Source organism: Polaromonas aquatica (assembly GCF_042659145.1).
Lineage (GTDB): Bacteria > Pseudomonadota > Gammaproteobacteria > Burkholderiales > Burkholderiaceae_C > Polaromonas > Polaromonas aquatica.
In genome coordinates this window covers 704,761-724,823 of sequence record NZ_JBHSRS010000084.1, presented here as the reverse complement: position 1 = coordinate 724,823, position 20,063 = coordinate 704,761, and the positions used below count along the sequence as shown (strand labels likewise).

The window sequence follows — 20,063 nt, the reverse complement described above, 5'->3', positions numbered from 1 at the left end:
CTCGCCATGATTGACTTACTGACCATTACGAATGATCCGGAACTGGCTGCACGCTGTGACCAGATGGAGGGCATGCGGGTATTTGTTGATCTGGAGCGCAACGGCAAGGCCGAGCGACAGGCCGGAAGGAATACTTTCATCAGCACTCATCAGGTTGATGATGTGGGGCGTGTAAAAGCTGTCCTCAAGCGCTCCCGTTTGATGGTTCGTGTCAATCCCTACCAACTAGACAACCCCGGGGCTATCAGGGCGGAAATTGAAGAAGTTTTGGCGCAGGGCGCTGATCTACTTATGCTTCCCATGTTCACTGGCGCGTGGCAACTGCAGTCCTTTTCCGAAATGGTTGATGGCCGTGCGCCTATCGTGCCGTTGCTTGAAACAGCCGGAGCACTTGAGTCACTGTATGAGTGGCTGGATATGCCTGGGCTTTATGAAGTGTTTATTGGCTTAAATGACCTGCATTTGTCGCTGGGTTGCAACTTCATGTTTGAGCCGCTGCTTCAGGGGCATGTTGACCGCGTAGCGACCGCAGCAAAGGAGCGCGGCTTGAGGATGGGTTTTGGTGGTGTTGCCCGGATTGATGAAGGCTTGCTTCCGGGCCGGGACGTACTGGGTGAGCATGTGCGATTGGGATCTCGCGCAGTTATTTTGTCGCGCACGTTTAATCGTCCGGATGGCGAGCAATCGTTTGAAGAGGCTGTCAACGCGCTTAGAAAAACTGAGGCGGAATTGATGCTGCGCACGGCAAGCCAGGCCGAGAGCGACCGCGTGCGTGTAGCTGGCTTGATCGGTGTTCTTGCACAAGGCATGAAAGCTGTCGCATGAAGCGTTTCATGGATATCACGCTGTCGTTGGTGGCGCTTGTTGTGCTATCACCTTTGCTGCTGCTGGTGGCCATGATGGTTTTTCTGGAAAGTGGTTTCCCGGTTTTTTTCCGCCAGACGCGGCTTGGACTAGGTGGGCGGGAATTCAATATGCTGAAGTTTCGGAGCATGCGCCGGAATGCTGCGTTAACCGGCCCATATTTCACGCAGGCAAACGACACACGTATTACGAGGGTGGGCTGGTTTATTCGCCGCACCAGCATTGACGAGTTGCCGCAACTCATCAACGTACTGCGCGGTGATATGAGCCTTGTAGGACCTCGGCCTGATGTGCCGGACCAGCGCTCACTGTACACCCCCGAAGACTGGGTGCGCCGTTGCAGCGTGCGCCCGGGGATCACGGGTCTGGCCCAAGTGAGGGGCCGATCGCTGGCGTCGTTCGAGCAACGGTTGTCGTTTGATCTTCAGTACGTTCGGGATGTGTCGTTGTGGCACGATATCCGGATCCTGTGGTGGACCGCACAACAGTTGGGTCGAAGGCACGCCAACTGAGGGCAATTGCCGTTTCGTTGCGGTGTTTGGCTCAAGACCCCGCCATATAATCAAAAATCGCTACCGCCCATCCCTGAATGGTGCTTAACAAGCTGAAAAAAAGACGTGAATCAAAGACAACACGAATTTATGCTGGAGCAAAAGCCTGTTGGGTATAACGTCCACACCGGTTCGGACGTTCAGTCCATGCTGGAGGTGATGGGGCTTCACTCCATCGAGCAGTTGTTTGAGGATGTGCCGGCCAAGGTGAGGTTGCGCCGTGAGCTTGATATTCCACCAGCCTTGAGCGAGTGGGATCTCATGCGTGATGTCCGTGCCATGGCTGACATGAACAGTACGGTTTTGTCGCATGCCAGTTTTCTAGGTGGCGGTGCTTACGAGCATTACATTCCCTCGGTGGTGGATGCCATCGTTTCACGAGGCGAATTCCTTACCGCCTACACGCCGTACCAGCCCGAGATGAGCCAGGGATTGTTGCAGGCGCTGTTCGAGTTTCAGCTGCTGGTCGGGCGTTTGCTGGGCCAGGAGTGCGTGAACTGTTCCGTCTACGACGGCGCTACGGCGTTGGCCGAAGCGTGCTGGATGATGTGCTCCGCTTCCGGCAAGCGTCGCGTGATTGTGGCTCAGGCCATTTGGCCTGAATACCAAGAGGTACTGTCCACTTACCTTGAGCCGCGTGGCGTGACAATTGACTATGTAGCTCAGCATCCGGTGACGGGGCTTGCCTGTCCGGCTGCAGTTTCAGTGCTGGTGGCTGGTGGAGATATTGCCGGCGTGGTGCTGCAAAGCCCGAATGCGCTGGGCGTTATTGAAGATGTGGCGGTGATGGCCGAGATTTGCAAAATTCATCAGGCCCTGCTTTGTGTTTGCGTCAATCCGCTACTTTGCGGATGGCTCGAGGCTCCCGGGAAATTGGGCGCTGACATTGTGGTTTGTGAAGGCCAGCCTTTGGGCCTGCCTTTGAGTGCCGGTGGACCTTATGTCGGCATCATTGCCTGTGCCAAACCGCTCGAACGCTATCTGCCCGGACGGCTGGTCGGGCGTGTGCATGACCTCAATGGCAAGCTCGGCTACGCGCTTGTCAAGGAAGATCGTGAGCAGCATGTGGCGCGCGACAAGGCCACCAGCCACATTTGTTCCAACCAGGCGCTTAATGCCATCCGTGTGGCGATTTACCTGGCTTGCCTGGGCGAGGCCAACTTCATGCGTATCGCCCAGGCCAATGCTGCAAACGCAGCGCTGCTGTGTGATTTGCTGACGGCGTTGCCTGGTGTCAGGCTGTTGCGCACAGGAGTACATTTCAATGAATTTGCGCTGGAGCTGCCCATGGATGCCATGCAGTTCAGTTTACGGATGCGCAAACTTGGAATTTTTGCGGGCGTACCGGTAGCAAGGTCGCTGGCAGGACATGAGCGTGGCTTGCTGGTGGCAGTCACCGAGACAAAAAATCGTGCCGATATCGAGGCTTATGCACGGCATGCCGGTGCCTGCCTGGATGCATCCTGAAATGGCTGCGACTTCTCCTTCGCAAACGATTACTGACCTGCATCGTGCAGGGGCAGCAAGTGATGTCTTTTCTGGCTCCCGCGTCACGTCGCCTATCCCGTCGCCGCCCGCGTTTGTACGGCAGCGTCTCGCGATCGGTCTGCCCGAAGTCAGTGAAGTCGATGTGGTGCGCCACTTCACCCGACTGAGCCAGGAGTCTCACGGCGTGGACAACGGTCCCTATCCGCTGGGTTCGTGCACCATGAAGTACAACCCCAAGCGCAATGACGCGCTGGCTGCGCTTCCCGGTTTTGCCTGTGCCCATCCTTTGCAGGATGCCGACACCCTTGGCGGCGTGTGGGAAATGTACGTGCGGCTTCAGGGCATGATCTGCGAAATCACCGGCATGGATGCCTGTTGCCTGGCGCCTGCAGCGGGTGCGCATGGTGAGCTGGCGGGACTGCTGGTGATCCGCGCCCACTTTGATCGCCAGAACAATCGCCGTCCCGTGGTTCTGGTGCCCGATTCCGCGCATGGCACCAACCCGGCTTCCGCGGCCATGGCGGGTTTTGAATGCCGTATCGTGCCTTCGGACCTCAAGGGCCGTGTTGACCTGGTTGCGTTGCGTGAAATGCTGACACCCGATGTGGCGGCCTTCATGCTGACCAATCCGTCCACACTGGGGCTTTTTGAAGATCAGATCGTGGAAATTGCCGATGCGGTACACGCCAACGGTTCCCTGCTTTACTACGATGGCGCAAACCTGAATGCATTGATGGGCATAGTGCGACCGGGCGACATGGGCTTTGATGTGGTGCACGTCAATGTGCACAAGACCTTTTCCACGCCTCATGGTGGTGGCGGGCCGGGTGCCGGGCCTGTGGCCGTCAAGGCTGCGCTGGCGCCTTACCTGCCCAGCCCGATTGCGGTCAGGCGTGATGGCGTGGCGCAGCGCGACGACGACAGGCCGTTGTCCATCGGAAAAATGAAGAGTTTTCACGGGCATGTTGCGGTTCTGTTGCGTGCCTATGGCTATTTACGGACCATGGGGGCCGCGGGTTTGCGGCAGGCTTCGGAAAATGCCGTACTCAACGCCAACTACTTGCAGCGCAGGCTTAGCCACATGTTGCCTCCGGTGTATGCGCAGTTCTGCAAACACGAAACCCTGCTGTCGGGAGAAAGGCTCAATACCTCGGCCCGCCAGTTTGCCAAACGCCTGATTGATTACGGCATACACCCGCCTACGCTGGTGGGTGCGGGCTGCGTGTATTTTCCCGGCGACCTGAAATCAGCCATGCTGATTGAGCCGACAGAGACCGAGACCAAAGCCAGCCTGGATTACCAGGTGGAGATATTTCAGCGCGTCTTTGACGAGGATGCCACTGACGAGGCGTTGGTTGAAAGCGCCCCGTTAAGCCGCAAGATTGCACGAATCGATTTGAAGAATTAAGGATTTGCCATGTGTGGAATAGCTGGCGTTGTCAACGCCAAGGGTACGACCAAAGACGATGTCTGGAAGATGATCGACTGCATCAAGTACCGCGGTGTGGACGAACAAGGCGTTGAAGAACTCGGCCGTGCCGTTCTGGGCCATGCACGGCTTGCAGTCGTTGATCCGGAAAACGGCATGCAGCCCATGTCTAGCACCGACGGCAAGGTGTGGGTGGTTTTTAACGGCGAAATTTTCAACTTCATCGAGTTGCGTGAACAGCTCAAGGCCAAGGGCTATAAGTTCAAGTCGCGCTGCGACACCGAGGTATTGGTACATCTGTGGTGCGAAAAGGGCGAGAGAATGCTGGACGACCTGGTCGGCATGTTTGCTTTTTTTGTCTGGGACCAGCGCACCGAGACCGGTATGCTGGCGCGCGACCGCCAGGGCATCAAACCATGTTTTTATGCAGCGTATGAAGGGGGTCTTGCGTTTGCCAGTGAGATGAAGGCCATCCTGGCTTTGCCGAAATTTGAGCGCAAGGTCAATGAGTCGGCGCTGGGCAACGTGTTCACGTTCAACTACTGCCCCCCGCCTGAAACCTGTTTTCAGGGTATACGTCACCTGCCGCCAGGCACCTTCATGCGGTACGGCGCGGGCAAGTTCTCGGAGCCGGTGCGTTACTGGAGCTGGCCGCTTGACGGCCCGCGTGTCGATGCAAGCCAGGAGGATCTGGAAAAAGCACTCGATGAAGCCATCAGGCTACAGATGCGTTTCGACGTGGATGGCGGGCTGTTTTTGTCGGGTGGTGTTGATTCATCGGTGATCGCCAATCGCCTGGTGCCGCAGTGGAACCGCCCGCAGCTTGACGCGATTGGCTTGCGTATCGAGGACAAGGGCTTTTCCGAGTACGCCTATGCCCAGCGTGTGGCATCCGACCTCAGCATCAGACTGGATCCGCTTGACATCACGCCTGCTGACATTCCCGAGATTGCACAAACCGTGGTTCGCCATGCCGAGCAGCCGCATGGCGATTTTTCATTTTTCCTGTTTTTCCTGCTCTCGCGCGAAGCGCACAAGCGCGGAAAAATCGTGATGTTTACCGGTGATGGACCGGATGAGGTGATGCTCGGTTTCCGCCATAACGAGCAGTTCTTCTCCGAAATGACGCGTACGAATTTTCCGATGCGCAATTACTTCGACCTTATCAGCTACAGCACCGAAAAGGATCGCCAGCGCATGATGAGCCCTGAATTTTTCCCGCACACCCAGGGCGCGCTCGACAAGTTTATGGAAATCATTGCGCCCTTCGGTGACCTTGAGCCGGCCGAGCAGGTCGCTGCTTATGAGCTCAACTCGCTGATGCCGGGCAATAATTCGGTCAAGGGCGATCGCATGGGTGCCTGCTGGTCCATCGAGGGCCGCGCACCTTTCCTCGATCATCGCGTCAGCGAAATGTTTGCGCGCCTGCCGATCACCTCGAAGTTCCGTGACGGCATTGGCAAACATTTTCTCAAGCAGGCCGCCGCAAATTATTTTGACCACGACTTTGTGTTCCGCCCAAAAACCATGCCTACCTTGCCGATAGGCGAATGGATCAAGGGGCCTCTTTACACCTGGGCGCGGGACGTGCTGAACCTGCCTGACGGTGGCCGCTTTGACCGCAAGGAACTGCACGTGATGCTTGAGGAGCATCGTAGCGGCCTGCACAACCACACCAAGCCATTGCGCACCCTGCTGATGACCAAACTCTGGTTGCAGGAATTCTTCCCACAACAGAAATAACAGGTGGAGACTCTGCATGATGGCCGACTTTGACTACTACCTTGCCCAGTTCGTTGACATCCATGGCAGGCCCAAAGCCAAGCTTGTGCCAGCCAGGCACAAGGAAATGATTTTTGGTGCGGGCGCGGGCTTTGCGGGCTTCGCGATCGCGGGTATGGGCATGGGCCCGCACGGCCAGGAGTTCATGGCCATTGGAGATCGCGATGCGATCCGTCCCGTGCCGTGGATGCCGTCCACCGCCTCGGTGACCTGCGAGGGGTATGTGGGCGGCAAGCCGCATCCGCTGGATTCGCGTGTCATTGCCAAAAAGGCGTTGACGGCATTTCAAGAAACTACTGGCCTTGAATTTTTCTCCGGGCTTGAGCCGGAATTCTTTCTGCTCAAGAAAAACGACGCGGGCTCTTACGAAGTCGCAACGGACTCCGAATCGCTGGACAAGCCTTGCTACGATTTTCGGCACCTGTCGTCGGTTTCGTCTTTCCTGATGGAGTTGCGCGCGGCGCTGGCAGGCGCGGACATTGACGTCTACCAGATCGACCATGAAGACGCCAATGGCCAGTTCGAAATGAACTTCACTTACGCAGATGGGTTGCGTACGGCGGATAACCTGACTTACTTCAAGATGGCGGCCCAGGCTATCGCCCAAAAGCATGGAATGTTGTGCTCGTTTATGCCCAAGCCTTTTATTGAGCGCTCGGGCAGCGGCTTGCACATGCACATGTCGGCGGGGAAAAAAATCGGGGATAACGCTTTTGAGGACAAGACTGATCCGCGTGGCATGGACCTGAGTCCGATGGCTTATCACTTCCTTGGAGGTCTACTGGCGCATGCGCCGGGCTTGACTGCGATCGCTGCTCCCTGCGTTAATTCCTATAAGCGGCTGGTATCGCGCGGTTCGCGTTCTGGTGCGACCTGGGCGCCGATCAACATCGCCTGGGGCGATAACAATCGCACGGCGTTCGTCCGTATACCTGGTGGCCGGCTGGAGTTGCGGGTGCCCGATGCTTCCGCCAACCCGTACCTGCTGACGGCGGCCATTGTGTATGCGGGGCTGGACGGCATCAGGCGCAAACTCGATCCGGGCCAGCCCTGCAATGACAATCTCTACCAGTTAAGCCTGAGCGACTTGAGCGCGCGTGGCATAAAGCGGCTCCCTGCATCCTTGCCGGACGCGCTGGACGCGCTGGAGGCGGACGAAGCCCTGTGCGCCGGTCTGGGCGATGCCTTTGTAAATGAGTTTATCCAGGTCAAGCGAACGGAATGCGATGAGCTGCTGCTCCAGGTGTCCCCGGCGGAATTTCGGCGTTACGTCGACTTTTTCTGAACAAGCCATGCGCCCTTGCCGCGTGGCTAGCCCGCTGCGCCTGGTGAGCCAGCCATGAAAACGGTTTTGTTTGTTACGTATGGCAGCGGCCACGTTCGCATGGTGTTGCCAGTCGCCCGCGCATTGGCACTTGGCGGTCAGGCCAAGCCGGTGGTGCTTGCGCTGACAACGGCGGCGCCTGCGGTCCGTGCGGCCGGCGTGGAAGTGCTGCAATTCAAGGACTTCATTACTTCCGCGGATGAGCTTGCCGTAGGACACGGAAAGCGGCTTTTGGCCGACATGCCTGGGCCGGTGGCTGATCCGGAAGAAACCATCGCTTACCTGGGACTAAGTTATGCGGAGCTGGTACAGGACGTCGGCCTCACGGAAGCTGCCCGCCTTTATCAGCGCGATGGCCGGCAGGCCTTCTTGCCCCTTCGCACCTTGCGGCGCATTGTTGGGCAGGTGGCACCGTCACTGGTCGTGGCGACGAACTCTCCCAGAGCCGAGCGCGCTTCAATCATGGCTGCGCGGGCATTGGGCCTGCCTTCCGCATGCCTCGTGGATCTTTTTTGCCTGGATGAGGTGTGGGTAAGCGCTTCAGACTACGCGGACAAGGTTTGCGTACTCAATGATTCTGTCAAGCGGTTTTTGGTTTCTGCAGGCCGTGCAGAGGAGCAGGTGGTGGTCACCGGCAACCCGGCCTTTGACACTTTGAGTGACCCTTCGCATGTCGGGCAGGGCCGGCAACTTCGGCATGACCGGCAATGGGGCAACAAACATGTTTTGCTCTGGCCAACGCAGGTGGAGCCGGCTTACCACCCCTTTAACGGCTTGCCTGGAGATGTTGATTTGCCACGGCGTGCGCTCGAGAAGGTTGTTGAGTGGGTCTTGTCGCGCGATGATTGCATCCTGTGCATACGGCCACGCGCAGGAGAGGCTTTGCCCATGGTTTCGGGTGACCCTCGCATCGTGCTGACCGGCCAGGAGGTCAGCCTGCCGGTGCTTTTGCAGGCAGTGGACATGGTGGTCACCCTGAATTCCACGGTCGGACTGGAAGGCCACCTTGCAGGCACAGGGCTGTTGCAGGTTCTGGGCTCGGTATTTGATAAGGCCATGCCCCTGAAAGCCTACGGGATCGCGGACGAAGCGGTTGACGTCGCTGGCATTCCCGCCGCGCTTGATCGCTGCCAGCATCGGCCCCGTAGGCCACCAGGGACGATCCAGCCCAGGGCGGCAGACAAAGTCCTGGAGGTCGTTTGCGGATTCCTATAATCTGGTTATGCCTTTGCGGCCCAGCTGCGGCCAGCCAGTCAACCCCTAGTCCGGACCCTCATGTCACTTATTAAAAATCCAGCCACAGTCGATTTGGATGCCTTTGCCGACAATGACGACGAGGCGCAGGTCAAATATGGCTTGCCCCGCTACGTGCACTTCTGCAAGCAGTGTGTTATTTCAAACCAGCGCCCCAATTCTGCGGTTGAGTACGAACATACCAAGGCCAGCAAAAAGGCGACTATCGCATTTGATCGGGAAGGCGTGTGCGACGCGTGCCTGTTTGCCGAACAAAAACACAACACGATCGACTGGAAGATGCGTGAAGACCAGTTGGCAGCCCTGTGCGACAAATACCGCAGCAAGTCCGGCTATGACTGCCTCGTCCCGGGCTCGGGCGGCAAGGACAGTTTTTACGCATCGCATATCCTGAAGACGCGTTTCAACATGCACCCCCTGACGGTGACATGGGCTCCCCATGTGTATACGGAGTGGGGATGGAAGAACTTCCAGTCGTGGCTGCACGCGGGTTTTGACAACTACCTGATGACGCCTAATGGACGCGTGCACAGGTTGTTGACCCGTCTTGCAGTTGACAATCTCTTTCACCCGTTTCAGGCGTTCATGTTTGGCCAGAAATCCCTGGCGCCCAAGATGGCCATACTGCATGACATCCCTTTTGTCATTTATGGTGAAAATGAGGCGGAATACGGCAACCCCATCGGGGATACAAATAGCGCCAAACGCGATTGGTCCTATTTCACGTCTTCAGACAAATCCCAGATCCACCTTGGTGGAACGCCTATCAACAGTCTGTACAACGACTTCGGGCTTGAAGAGCAGGACTTGTTGCCTTATCTTCCGGCTGATCCGGCGCTGATCGAAAAAAAGAAAATCGAGGTTCACTATCTCGGGTACTACCTGAAATGGCATCCGCAGAGCTGTTATTACTATGCGGTTGAACACGGTGGCTTCGAGGCATCACCGGAGCGGACTCCTGGCACCTACAGCAAATACAACAGCATCGACGACCGTATTGACGACTTTCATTACTACACGACGTTCACGAAGTTTGGCATCGGTCGCGCGACCTATGATGCGGCCCAGGAAATCCGCTCCGGGGACATCAATCGTGACGAAGGGGTGGCGCTTGTCAAGCGTTATGACGGTGAGTTTCCCGAGCGGTTCGCTGAGGAGATATTCCGTTACCTGAGCATTCCTGCAAAGGAGTTCCCGGTGGCGAGCAAAATGTTCGAGAGCCCCGTCATGGACAGGAATTACTTCATGCGATTGGCAGACAGCTTCAGGTCTCCTCACCTGTGGACGCGCGAGGCGGACCAGTGGAAGCTTCGCCACCGCGTGTTCGACAAGGTCTGACTGAACAAGCCATGGCAGGTTTGCGCATCATTCCAAGGCTGGATGTCAAGGGGGCCAACCTCATCAAGGGTATTCGCCTTGAAGGTTTGCGCGTGGTCGGGGACCCGCACGAGTTTGCGCTGCGCTATTACGCGCAGGGAGCTGATGAAATCATTTTCATGGATATCGTGGCCAGCCTTTACCAGCGCAACAACCTGACGGACATCATTCGGCGCGCGGCCGACCAGATATATATACCGATCACGGTAGGTGGAGGTATCCGTTCGCTGGATGACGTGCATGCGATGCTGCGTTCGGGGGCGGACAAGGTCGCGATCAATACAGCGGCGATTGCCCGGCCTGAGCTTATTTCCGAGGTGTCCAGCCGCTACGGCTCGCAGTGCATGGTGCTTTCAGTGGAGGCCAAGCGCACCGGACCGCAAAAATGGGAGGCGTATACCGACAATGGTCGCGAACATACCGGACTTGATGTTGTTGAGTGGGTTGAACGCGCCGTCAGGCTTGGGGCCGGTGAAGTCCTGCTGACTGCCGTTGATCAGGAAGGTACGCGCAAGGGCCTGGATATTGAATTGATGCGTGCGGTTAATTCCCGGGTCAATGTACCGGTGATTGCCAGCGGCGGGTTCGGTGATCCTGCAGATTTGAAGCGGGCCAGCGATGTGGGTACTTCTGCGATTGCAATCGCAGACGCACTTCACTGGCAGCGGACAACGGTCGGCGAGATCAAATTGCGGGCCAGGCAGTTCGGGCTGGAGGTCCGCCTGTGAGCGCCGTGCAGCGCCGGCCGGTGACTGTCATCGACTACGGCATAGGCAATCTTCTTAACGTCGTGAGGGCCTTGCAGCACTGTGGTGCTGACGTAAGCGTGGTGGACAGCGCCCTGCAGGTGTCTGAACTGCCGGAGAGGCTGGTGCTTCCGGGTGTTGGGGCTTTTGCCGATGGGATGGCGGAACTCAAAGCCCGTGGGTTTGATGATCTCGTCAAACGCTATGCGCAGACTGAGCGTCCCTTCTTGGGAATCTGCGTGGGTGCCCAGATGCTTTTTGATGTGGGTGAGGAGTTCGGCGACCACGCCGGGCTTGGCCTTATTCCCGGACGGGTGATGCCGGTGGCGTCGACCGGCTTGACCGGAAAAGCGCACCGGATTCCGCATATCGGGTGGAGCGCCCTGGAACAACCCGCAGCCCGCAGCTCATGGAAAAACACTATCCTGAGCGAGGTCGCACCAGGTGAGCCCATGTATTTTGTTCATTCATTTTCGCCTGTCCCGGAAAGCGAAGAGCACAGGCTTGCCGACACCTATTACAACGGTTTGCGAATTTGTGCGGCGGTTTCTCGTGGTTCCATTTATGGCTGCCAGTTTCATCCGGAACGGAGTGCCAGCCATGGCTTGAGCATCCTGTCCTCATTTCTGGAGCTGTGATGCCGATGCGCGTGCTTGTCACCGGACGTGGATCGATAGCACAGCGGCATGTACGGCATTTGCGCGAACTGGTGCCGGCCGTGGAACTGGCGGTTATTTCCAGCACCGGCGAAATGGACGCCACTTTTTTGCCGTGTGCCTCCTTCAGTGAGATGCAAACCGGCCTGGCCTGGAAGCCAGACGCCGTGGTGATCGCCAGTATTTCCAGCAAGCATGCCCAGGAACTGGAGCTTTGCCTGCAATTGGGAATTCCTTGCCTTATTGAAAAACCCCTGGTGGTCAGCCGGGACCAATTGGTCAGCCTTCAGCAACTGGCGCAAAAAAAAATGCGGCCATCAGCTCTGGTGGTGGGTTGTAACCTGCGCTATTTGCCTGCACTGAGAAAACTCCATGATGAACTCTGGCGTGCCGCGCCTTATCGCGTTCTAAGGGCTCATCTGGAGGTAGGGCAGGATTTGTCGCAGTGGCGGCCTTCGCGGGACCTTGAAACATCGTACAGCGCGATTTCTTCCTTGGGTGGCGGCGTTATATTTGACCTTGTTCATGAGATCGACATGGCGCAGTGGTTGCTTGGCCCTTTGCAGGTGCATGGCGCTGTCGGTGGCCACCTCAGTCCGCTGCCCATCCAGTCGGATGATGTGCATGTGGCATTGTTGAAAACAGTGTGCGGTGCTCCGGTCGTCGTCAGCCTTGACTATGTGTCTCAGCAGGCCGTTCGCAAGTACACAATTGTCACCACCGATGGAACTTTTGAGGTGGATATTATCGGGAAAAACATCACCCTGCTTGATCGGCAGGGCCGCTGTGTCATTACGGACATTGCGGATGACTTTGATGTAAAACGAACCTATCAGCTGCAAATGATGGATTGGCTCGCTGCGATTGCTGATCCAGCGCATGAGGTAGTCCTGTCGTTTGCCGAGGCTGTAGCGACGGCCGATCTGATGCTTGGGATGCAGGAGGCGGTGTCATGAATATCATCACCATCTGCGCCCGTGGGGGATCTGCCGGGGTGCCGGGTAAAAACATCCGCCCTCTATGCGGCAAACCCCTGATTGCCTGGACAATCGAGCAGGCTTTCGAGTCGAAAATAGCCGACCATGTTTTTGTCTCTACAGACAGTGAGGAGATCGCTAAGGTGGCCCGCAGTTTGGGCGCGCAAGTGCCTTTTTCGCGTCCTGCAGAGCTCGCCACCTCTACAGCCGGCAAGTTACCGGTCATCCAGCACTTGGTGGAATGGGTCGAAAAAAATGTCGCCCCGGTTAATAGCATCATTGATCTCGACCCAACATCGCCATTGCGTGATACTGCAGATATCCAGGCATGTTTTGCAATGCTTGATACTGAAACCGACGTCGTCATTACAGGCTATGAGGCTGACAAAAATCCCTACTTCAACATGGTCGAACTCAAGACAAACGGATTTTTCGAGCGCGTTTGCCCGCCGGGCAATGAGGTGTTGGGCAGGCAGTCTGCGCCCAAGGTTTACGCGATGAACGCGTCCATTTATGCATGGCACCGCAGAACGCTGTCCCCATCCCTGTGGGGATCGCCCAGAATCAGGCTGCATGTGATGCCGCGTGAACGCTCCATCGACATTGACCACCCCATCGATTTTGATCTGGTGGAGTTGCTGATGCAAAAGAAAGGTCTCGCATGATCGATAAGGGCGATGCGTTTGCGCTGGACGGTAAGGTGGTGGTGCTGACCGGAGCCGCCGGCATCATAGGCACGCAGGTCGTCAAAGCATTCCTGGAGGCCAACGCCCGTGTGTTTGCCATAGACCGCGATGCAGCTTTACTTGAGGAAAGGCTGGGGCCGATGCATGATTCCCTGATCACCTGCGTAGCCGATGTTGCCGGGCGCGATTCCTTGAGCCAAGCCCATGCACTGCTGGTATCGCGATGGGGCGAACCTGACGCGCTGCTGAATAATGCAGCGACGAAGTCCGAGAATTTCTTTGAACCTTTTGAGACCTTCCCGGTGGACGAATGGAACGAAGTGATGTCCGTTAATTTGACTGGTGCCATGCTGTGCGCGCAGGTGTTTGGCAGTCCTATGGCCGAGCGCGGGCGCGGCAGCATCGTGAATACGCTGTCCATCTACGGTATCGTTGCTCCCGATCAGCGCATTTATGAGGGGTCTGAATACTTGGGCCGCGCCATCAACACCCCGGCCATTTATGCGGCCAGCAAGGCGGGCCTTTGGGGTCTCACTAAATACCTTGCAGCCTATTGGGGCCATAAGGGTGTGCGTGTAAATGCTGTTACGCCGGGTGGTGTTTTTAGCGGGCAAAACGATACGTTTGTTGAAAATTACTCACGCCGTACACCGCTCGGGCGCATGGCCCAGACCGACGACATGGTCAATGCCATGCGTTACCTGACCAGCGATGCCGCGAAATATGTGACAGGTCATAACCTGGTCGTGGATGGCGGGTGGACGGCATGGTGAACGCGGGGCGGGTCTTTGTGATCGCTGAAGCCGGTGTAAACCACAATGGGGACCTTGCATTGGCGCTGCAGCTCTGTGATGCTGCAAAGAACGCTGGCGCCGATGCTGTGAAGTTCCAGACCTTTCGGGCAGAAGACCTGGTTGTGCGCGGAGCGCCCACAGCCCAGTACCAGGCACGCCAAACCGGGGATAACGACCAGTTTTTAATGCTTGAGCGTCTGGAGCTGTCTGAAGCACAGCATCAACAGATCAAGACGCATTGCGATTCGATAGGCATTGAGTTTTTCTCCACGCCATTTTCGGTGAATGCCGTGGAAATGCTGGTTCAGCTCGGCGTCAGGCGTTTGAAACTGTCCTCAGGGGAACTCACGCATCGTGCGCTTGTCGAGCACGCTGCTGCTACCCAATTGCCTTTGCTGATGTCTACAGGCATGGGTACGATGGAAGAAATCAGGGAGGCCGTTGGTTGGGTGAGGTCAGCCCGCGGGAGTGTGCATGATGTGGTGGTGTTGCACTGCACGTCGGCGTATCCGGCACCGGACGACACGTTGAACCTGCGAGCCATTCTGAGCATGGCGCGCGACCTGGAACTGGCTGTTGGCTACTCCGACCATAGCCTGGGCATTGAAGCTCCGCTGGCAGCGGTTGCGCTGGGCGCCAGTGTGATTGAAAAGCATTTGACACTGGATCGGCAACTACCCGGGCCTGATCATGCTGCGTCTCTTGAACCGGATGAGTTTGCGCGTATGGTGCAGGGCATCCGGCGGGTTAGCGCTATGCTTGGCAATGGCATCAAGACGCCCCTGCCCGAGGAGCTTGGTACGGCCCTTGTTGCCCGGCGCAGCATTGTTGCTGCACGTGATATTGCGGCAGGCGAGATTCTTGCCACTGATATGCTTATTTGCCGCCGACCGGCGACGGGCATTGCACCACGTGATCTGCAGCAGCTTATTGGAAGGCGTGCTGGTGTTTCAATTGCGGCAGGCTCTGCATTGCAGTGGGATCAACTTGTTGATCGACTGGTGGATTAAGAGAAATGGGCGCTTCGGTCCGAAAGATCATTTACCTCAGTGGTACGCGCGCTGACTTCGGCTTGATGAAGTCCACACTTCAGCGACTTGCCCCACTGGCCGATTTGAGCGTAGCTGTGACTGGCATGCATCTGGAACCCCGATTTGGCCGTACCGTGGATGAGATTCGGGCGGCCGGCTTACGTATCTGCGGTGAGGTTCCGGTAGATGTTAAAACCCGCACTCCACAGAGCATGTCTGCGGGCATTGGTCAATGCCTTCAAGGTGTAACTATGCTTTTGCAGCGTGAGCAACCTGACATCCTTGTCGTTCTGGGCGATCGTGGGGAAATGCTGGCTGGTGCTATTGCAGCTTTGCATCTTGGCATTGTGTGTGTGCATATTCATGGGGGTGAGCGCTCAGGTACGGTCGATGAGCCCGTGCGGCATGCCATCAGCAAGCTTGTCAGCTACCATTTTGTGGCAACAGAAGAGTCAAGCGAACGATTGATTCGCATGGGGGAATCTCCTGACCGGATTCACATAACTGGTGCTCCCGGATTGGATGGCATTGCCGATGATGCGCATCTTTTTGCTAAAAACTACAGAGCAGTCTTGGAGTTGCCGGCAGATGAGCTGTTTCTTCTTGCGATTTTCCACCCCGTTGTCCAGCAGGCTGAAGATGCTTATGAACAAACGGTTCAATTGCTCAAGGCGCTGCAGAAAGTAGCGTTGCCAGTGGTATGGTCGGAGCCTAATGCAGATGCTGGTTCGCGTGAGATTCTTCGCGCACTGGTCGATATACCCTTGCCTGCAGGTTCTCATCGCGCCAGGCATTTTCAGCGCCCCTTGTTTTGTGCTGCCATGAAGCACTGTGCCGTTATGGTGGGTAATTCATCTGCCGGCATTATTGAGGCGGCATCTTTTGGAACACCTGTTGTCAATGTTGGCGATCGTCAGCGTTTTCGCGAGAGAAACAGCAATGTGCAGGATGTCGCAGTCGAGGTTGCGCATATCCATGCTGCAATCCAGCAAGCGTTACGTCATGGGAAATGGCCATGTAACAATAAGTATGGAGATGGTTTTGCGGGGCCGCGTATTGTGGAGTGCCTGATGGCCTTGTCTCTTGATCGGACTGTTCTTGAGAAAATCAATACCTATTGACTGAAATTTCCATGCCATACCAACATGAGTTTGCGTAAACCATTGCCTGCAGCCAATGTTGTGCTTCTATTGTTTGGCGCGGGTGGGCATGGCCGGGTGGTCGCAGATGCCGCGCTCCTGGGCGGTCGCTGGGCTCGCATTGTTGCTTCTGACCGCAATCCGGCAGTTTGTCACGGTGAGCTTTTGCCGGGAATTCAATTGCTTGACGCACAAATTGCGAAATCCCTGGAGCAGGTCATGCACATTGCCATTGGCGGAAATCTTGCTCGAGAGCGGGAGGCTGGGCTGTGGGGGGATAAACGCCTGGTCTCGATCATCCATCCTTTGGCGCTGGTATCACAGTTCAGTCATATTTCCGATGGCTGTTTCGTGGCCGGGGGCGCTGTCATAGGTCCCGGCGCCAGCATTGGCATTGGTTCCATCGTTAACCACGGCTCGGTAGTTGACCATGATGTGAAGGTCGGGGCCTTTTCACACATAGCACCCAATGCGACTTTGGGTGGGGACGTCAAAGTGGGGCGGCGAGTCCTGGTTGGGGCCGGTGCCGTAGTATTGCCTTCCATGGCGATTGCCGACGATGTGACTGTGGGGGCGGGGGCTGTAGTTACAACCCATCTCCCGGAACCCGGTACCTATACGGGTGTACCCGCAAGGAAAATTCAATGAGTCCGAACAAGCTTGCGGCACTTTCCATAATGCCGGCTTTTACGCTGCGTGAGGCGCTGTTGCGCATGGATCAGACGGCACGGGGCATTTTGCTGGTACTTCGTGACGACGGGATACTCGTTCGCACTGTGACAGACGGTGATTTGCGGCGAGCTATCCTGAACCATGCCAGCGATGCATCCCCTGTCGGGGAACTGCCAGACGTCAAGCCCGTAACGGCCAATCAAGACGCCAATGCCGCGGGGATTTTGCAGTTGATGGACCAGCATCAGATTGACCATATACCAATACTAGATTCACGAGGCAAACCCGTGGACGTGATCTTTCGCCGAGAGCTGTCACAGCGGATCTGGCTCTCTTCGCCGCATCTTGGTGAGGAGGAGACCATGTTTGTTGACGAGGCATTCAAGACCAACTGGATTGCCCCGTTGGGACCTCATGTGGATGCATTTGAACGGGAGTTGGCTAGCCATATCGGTGTTGCCCATGCTGCCGCAGTGAGTTCGGGAACGGCAGCCATTCATCTGGGGCTTGTGCTGCTGGGAGTTAAATCTGGCGATACGGTTTTCTGTTCTTCGCTGACTTTTGTGGGAAGTTGTAACCCCATTCTTTATTGTGGTGCGCGTCCTGTTTTTATTGATGCTGAACCACAGACCTGGAATATGTCGCCCGCTGCGCTCGAACGGGCATTTGAGTGGGCAAAGCGTGAAAACCGGATGCCTGCCTGCGTGATTCTGGTTAACCTGTATGGCCAGAGTGCTGACATGGATTCTCTGTTGCCTATCTGCGAACGCTATGGTGTACCTGTACTCGAGGACGCAGCCGAGTCGCTTGGTGCCCATTACAAAGGCAGGAGCAGCGGAAGCTTTGGCAGGATCGCTGTGTACTCGTTCAATGGCAACAAGATCATTACTACTTCAGGCGGAGGCATGCTGGTGGCTGACGATCCTGATCTTGTCGCAAAGGCTCGCAAACTCTCGACACAGGCCCGTGAACCTGCACCTCATTACGAACACACAGAGCTTGGATTCAACTATCGCATGAGTAATGTGCTGGCTGGAATTGGGCGAGGTCAGCTGCGGGTGCTCAAGCAGCGCGTTGCACAGAGACGACGCGTGTTTGAGCGTTATGTGGAGGCTTTGGCGGACCTGCGGGAAGTGCAATGGATGCCGGAACCCGATGGCTTTCAGTCGACACGCTGGCTCACATGTTTTACTTTGGGCGGGTCTGATGCCAACGTGAGGTGCCATCGGGTCATGAAGGCTCTGGAGCGTCACTTGATCGAAGCCAGACCAGTATGGAAACCAATGCATTTGCAGCCCCTGTTTATGGGGGCACCGTATTTTTCCCATGATCCCGAGATGGACGTTTCGGCCAACCTCTTTCAATCCGGCATATGCCTGCCTTCTGGCTCCAATCTGAGTGAAGAGCAGCAAGACCGAGTGATTGCTCATTTGCGCCACACCTTGTTAATGGCAGAGGATTGCAGTGCGCTTGCGTAAAGAAGTTTTGCCGCTCTGGTTGATCGACCTGCTGCTTATTGGTCTGGCGTGGTGGACCGCTTTCTGGCTGCGCTTCAACTTCGACATTCCTGATGAGTTTGAAACACTGGCCTGGCTTGGTATTCCGTGGACTGTTGCCAGCTTTGCTGCTGGTCTGGGTATTGCTCATGTTGACCGCCAAGTCTGGAGGTATATAGGTTTGCCTGAGTTGCGGCAGTTGGGCTGGGGGGTTTTTCTTGGTGGCCTCTTTTCCGCCGCCATTGTTTTGATGATGCGGTATCCCAGTTTTCCACGTTCCGTGTTGCTGCTGCACCCGCTCATCGGTCTGGTGTTTTTGGGGGCTGTACGAGCTGGGTGGAGGACCTTTGCAGAGCAGACGCGGCCGCCAGATGGATCGAGGCCGTTGCTGATTGTCGGCTCGTTACAGGATGCCGCGGATGCGCTGCGTGCGCTGAAAGGATCCAGCCAGTGGCGTTGTGTCGGTATTGTTTCACCGCTGGCGACTGAACGCGGAACCTATCTTAATCAGATTCCTGTACTTGGTTTGTCCGGGGCGGCGGTTGAGATTGCCAAATCTGTTGGCGCTTCCACCGCATTGATCGCCAGTCCTCCGGGCTCGGATGAGCGACGCGATGTCCTGCTCCAGTCCAGCCGGGCCGGTTTGACGTTACTGACAATGCCGCGACCTGACGAGTGGCTGCGAACTGACGGGACCAGTCCGCGAAAAATCGAGCTTGAGGATTTGCTAGGGCGCCAGGCTGTAGAGCTTGATATGCGTGGTCTGGCCGGACTTTTTTCAGGCCAGACCGCCTTTGTGTCCGGTGCAGGAGGCTCCATCGGTTCCGAACTTTGTCGTCAGATCGCACGGTTGGGTGTCACCCGCCTGGTGTGCGTTGATGCATCTGAAATTGCGATCTACAAGCTGGAGCAGGAGTTGCGCGAGACGCATCCGCAAATGCAGGGCTTTTATTACACTGCCAATATACGTGAGAAAGAACGTTTGCTGGCGATTGCCATGCAATACAAGCCGTCCGTTTTCTTTCATGCGGCAGCCTACAAACATGTCCCGTTGATGGAGTCGCACAACGAAATTGAAGCGATTCGCACCAATATCCTGGGGACTCTTCACGCCGCCCGGGTGGCAGGAGCTTGCGGCGCTCAAAAATTTGTCCAGATATCGACCGACAAGGCGGTGAACCCGACCAACATCATGGGCGCTACCAAACGCATGGCCGAACTGGTTGTGCAAAGTGTTGCGCTGGAATTTACGGCTACCGAGTTTGTGTCGGTGCGCTTTGGCAATGTATTGGGTTCGAGTGGGTCGGTTGTACCTCTGTTCACCGAGCAGATAGCCAGAGGTGGGCCAATTACCGTCACCCATCCTGATATCGTGCGCTATTTCATGACCATCCCTGAGGCCGCCCGGTTGGTATTGCAGGCCGGATTGATGGGAAAAAGTGGGCAGATTTATGTTCTGGATATGGGTGATCCGGTCAAGATCGCCGATCTGGCGCGCATGATGATTCGCCTGTCAGGCAAGAGTGAGCAGGAAATTCCCTTGTCGTTTACCGGTCTTCGGCCTGGTGAGAAGCTGTTTGAAGAGTTGATGGCTGACGATGAAACCACTGAGCCGACACCTCATCCGAAGTTGCGCGTTGCAAAAACGTCAGGGCAGCAGGCTGTAGGTATCCAGGGCGTGATCGACTGGATTGAGAATGTCGGCCCTTTGCCGTCGAGCAATGATGTCAGGGCCTGGCTGCGGGGCCATGTGCCGGAATATAAATCCCAAGCCTAGGATTATTGAGAACAGTTTGT

Annotated in this window: 18 protein-coding genes; all 18 read left to right on the top strand. The window is 56.4% G+C overall.

The genetic code is table 11. From position 1 onward, the window contains the following. Positions 1-6 precede the first annotated feature (6 nt). Positions 7-825 (top strand): aldolase/citrate lyase family protein, encoded by an 819-nt coding sequence (locus tag ACFQND_RS24710; protein WP_371438699.1) that lies wholly within the window; start codon positions 7-9, stop codon positions 823-825. Further along, entirely contained in the window at positions 822-1,376 is a 555-nt protein-coding gene (locus tag ACFQND_RS24705; RefSeq protein WP_371438698.1) for a sugar transferase, read from the top strand. Before ACFQND_RS24710 ends, ACFQND_RS24705 begins: the two co-directional genes overlap by 4 nt. Before the next feature lie 105 nt (positions 1,377-1,481). Then, positions 1,482-2,882: an aminomethyl-transferring glycine dehydrogenase subunit GcvPA gene (gene gcvPA, locus ACFQND_RS24700; protein WP_371438697.1), complete on the top strand. Its 1,401-nt coding sequence runs from the start codon at positions 1,482-1,484 to the stop codon at positions 2,880-2,882. A gap of 1 nt (position 2,883) precedes the next feature. Continuing rightward, on the top strand, positions 2,884-4,311 hold the full coding sequence (gene gcvPB, locus ACFQND_RS24695) for an aminomethyl-transferring glycine dehydrogenase subunit GcvPB (RefSeq protein WP_371438696.1): 1,428 nt from the start codon (positions 2,884-2,886) through the stop codon (positions 4,309-4,311). 9 nt (positions 4,312-4,320) lie between these two features. Then, positions 4,321-6,075 carry an asparagine synthase (glutamine-hydrolyzing) gene (gene asnB / locus ACFQND_RS24690; protein WP_371438695.1) on the top strand — a complete coding sequence of 585 codons (1,755 nt, stop codon included), beginning with the start codon at positions 4,321-4,323 and terminating at the stop codon, positions 6,073-6,075. A gap of 16 nt (positions 6,076-6,091) precedes the next feature. After that, positions 6,092-7,399 (top strand): type III glutamate--ammonia ligase, encoded by a 1,308-nt coding sequence (gene glnT, locus ACFQND_RS24685; RefSeq protein WP_371438694.1) that lies wholly within the window; start codon positions 6,092-6,094, stop codon positions 7,397-7,399. Between the two features lie 54 nt (positions 7,400-7,453). Beyond that, positions 7,454-8,653 (top strand): hypothetical protein, encoded by a 1,200-nt coding sequence (locus tag ACFQND_RS24680; protein ID WP_371438693.1) that lies wholly within the window; start codon positions 7,454-7,456, stop codon positions 8,651-8,653. 93 nt (positions 8,654-8,746) lie between these two features. Further along, on the top strand, positions 8,747-10,030 hold the full coding sequence (locus ACFQND_RS24675) for an N-acetyl sugar amidotransferase (RefSeq protein WP_377414969.1): 1,284 nt from the start codon (positions 8,747-8,749) through the stop codon (positions 10,028-10,030). A gap of 11 nt (positions 10,031-10,041) precedes the next feature. Further along, the gene (hisF, locus tag ACFQND_RS24670; RefSeq protein ID WP_371438691.1) at positions 10,042-10,797 is read left to right on the top strand and encodes an imidazole glycerol phosphate synthase subunit HisF; all 756 of its coding nucleotides are present in this window, start codon (positions 10,042-10,044) and stop codon (positions 10,795-10,797) included. Beyond that, complete coding sequence (gene hisH, locus ACFQND_RS24665) at positions 10,794-11,453, top strand: imidazole glycerol phosphate synthase subunit HisH (RefSeq protein ID WP_371438690.1); 660 nt, start codon at positions 10,794-10,796, stop codon at positions 11,451-11,453. Before hisF ends, hisH begins: the two co-directional genes overlap by 4 nt. After that, on the top strand, positions 11,453-12,427 hold the full coding sequence (locus tag ACFQND_RS24660) for a Gfo/Idh/MocA family protein (RefSeq protein WP_371438689.1): 975 nt from the start codon (positions 11,453-11,455) through the stop codon (positions 12,425-12,427). Before hisH ends, ACFQND_RS24660 begins: the two co-directional genes overlap by 1 nt. Beyond that, complete coding sequence (locus tag ACFQND_RS24655) at positions 12,424-13,113, top strand: acylneuraminate cytidylyltransferase family protein (protein WP_371438688.1); 690 nt, start codon at positions 12,424-12,426, stop codon at positions 13,111-13,113. The genes ACFQND_RS24660 and ACFQND_RS24655 overlap by 4 nt, the downstream gene beginning before the upstream one ends. After that, positions 13,110-13,907 carry an SDR family oxidoreductase gene (locus ACFQND_RS24650; RefSeq protein WP_371438687.1) on the top strand — a complete coding sequence of 266 codons (798 nt, stop codon included), beginning with the start codon at positions 13,110-13,112 and terminating at the stop codon, positions 13,905-13,907. Before ACFQND_RS24655 ends, ACFQND_RS24650 begins: the two co-directional genes overlap by 4 nt. Beyond that, on the top strand, positions 13,901-14,938 hold the full coding sequence (neuB, locus tag ACFQND_RS24645) for an N-acetylneuraminate synthase (protein ID WP_371438835.1): 1,038 nt from the start codon (positions 13,901-13,903) through the stop codon (positions 14,936-14,938). The genes ACFQND_RS24650 and neuB overlap by 7 nt, the downstream gene beginning before the upstream one ends. 5 nt (positions 14,939-14,943) lie before the next feature. After that, positions 14,944-16,080 carry a UDP-N-acetylglucosamine 2-epimerase gene (neuC, locus tag ACFQND_RS24640; protein WP_371438686.1) on the top strand — a complete coding sequence of 379 codons (1,137 nt, stop codon included), beginning with the start codon at positions 14,944-14,946 and terminating at the stop codon, positions 16,078-16,080. A 24-nt stretch (positions 16,081-16,104) separates the two neighbouring features. Then, on the top strand, positions 16,105-16,746 hold the full coding sequence (locus tag ACFQND_RS24635) for a NeuD/PglB/VioB family sugar acetyltransferase (protein ID WP_371438685.1): 642 nt from the start codon (positions 16,105-16,107) through the stop codon (positions 16,744-16,746). Next, positions 16,743-18,248, top strand: coding sequence for a DegT/DnrJ/EryC1/StrS family aminotransferase (locus tag ACFQND_RS24630; protein ID WP_371438684.1), 1,506 nt, complete (start codon positions 16,743-16,745; stop codon positions 18,246-18,248). The genes ACFQND_RS24635 and ACFQND_RS24630 overlap by 4 nt, the downstream gene beginning before the upstream one ends. Continuing rightward, positions 18,235-20,043 (top strand): polysaccharide biosynthesis protein, encoded by a 1,809-nt coding sequence (locus ACFQND_RS24625; protein ID WP_371438683.1) that lies wholly within the window; start codon positions 18,235-18,237, stop codon positions 20,041-20,043. The genes ACFQND_RS24630 and ACFQND_RS24625 overlap by 14 nt, the downstream gene beginning before the upstream one ends. The last annotated feature ends 20 nt before the right edge of the window (positions 20,044-20,063 follow it).

Coding starts and splice junctions, on each gene's coding strand:
- glnT (WP_371438694.1), top strand. CDS start 6,092: ATGATGGCCGACTTTGACTACTACCTTGCCCAGTTCGTTGACATCCAT.
- ACFQND_RS24630 (WP_371438684.1), top strand. CDS start 16,743: ATGAGTCCGAACAAGCTTGCGGCACTTTCCATAATGCCGGCTTTTACG.
- ACFQND_RS24710 (WP_371438699.1), top strand. CDS start 7: ATGATTGACTTACTGACCATTACGAATGATCCGGAACTGGCTGCACGC.
- asnB (WP_371438695.1), top strand. CDS start 4,321: ATGTGTGGAATAGCTGGCGTTGTCAACGCCAAGGGTACGACCAAAGAC.
- ACFQND_RS24650 (WP_371438687.1), top strand. CDS start 13,110: ATGATCGATAAGGGCGATGCGTTTGCGCTGGACGGTAAGGTGGTGGTG.
- ACFQND_RS24660 (WP_371438689.1), top strand. CDS start 11,453: ATGCCGATGCGCGTGCTTGTCACCGGACGTGGATCGATAGCACAGCGG.
- hisF (WP_371438691.1), top strand. CDS start 10,042: ATGGCAGGTTTGCGCATCATTCCAAGGCTGGATGTCAAGGGGGCCAAC.
- ACFQND_RS24655 (WP_371438688.1), top strand. CDS start 12,424: ATGAATATCATCACCATCTGCGCCCGTGGGGGATCTGCCGGGGTGCCG.
- ACFQND_RS24635 (WP_371438685.1), top strand. CDS start 16,105: ATGAGTTTGCGTAAACCATTGCCTGCAGCCAATGTTGTGCTTCTATTG.
- neuB (WP_371438835.1), top strand. CDS start 13,901: ATGGTGAACGCGGGGCGGGTCTTTGTGATCGCTGAAGCCGGTGTAAAC.
- gcvPB (WP_371438696.1), top strand. CDS start 2,884: ATGGCTGCGACTTCTCCTTCGCAAACGATTACTGACCTGCATCGTGCA.
- neuC (WP_371438686.1), top strand. CDS start 14,944: ATGGGCGCTTCGGTCCGAAAGATCATTTACCTCAGTGGTACGCGCGCT.
- ACFQND_RS24705 (WP_371438698.1), top strand. CDS start 822: ATGAAGCGTTTCATGGATATCACGCTGTCGTTGGTGGCGCTTGTTGTG.
- ACFQND_RS24680 (WP_371438693.1), top strand. CDS start 7,454: ATGAAAACGGTTTTGTTTGTTACGTATGGCAGCGGCCACGTTCGCATG.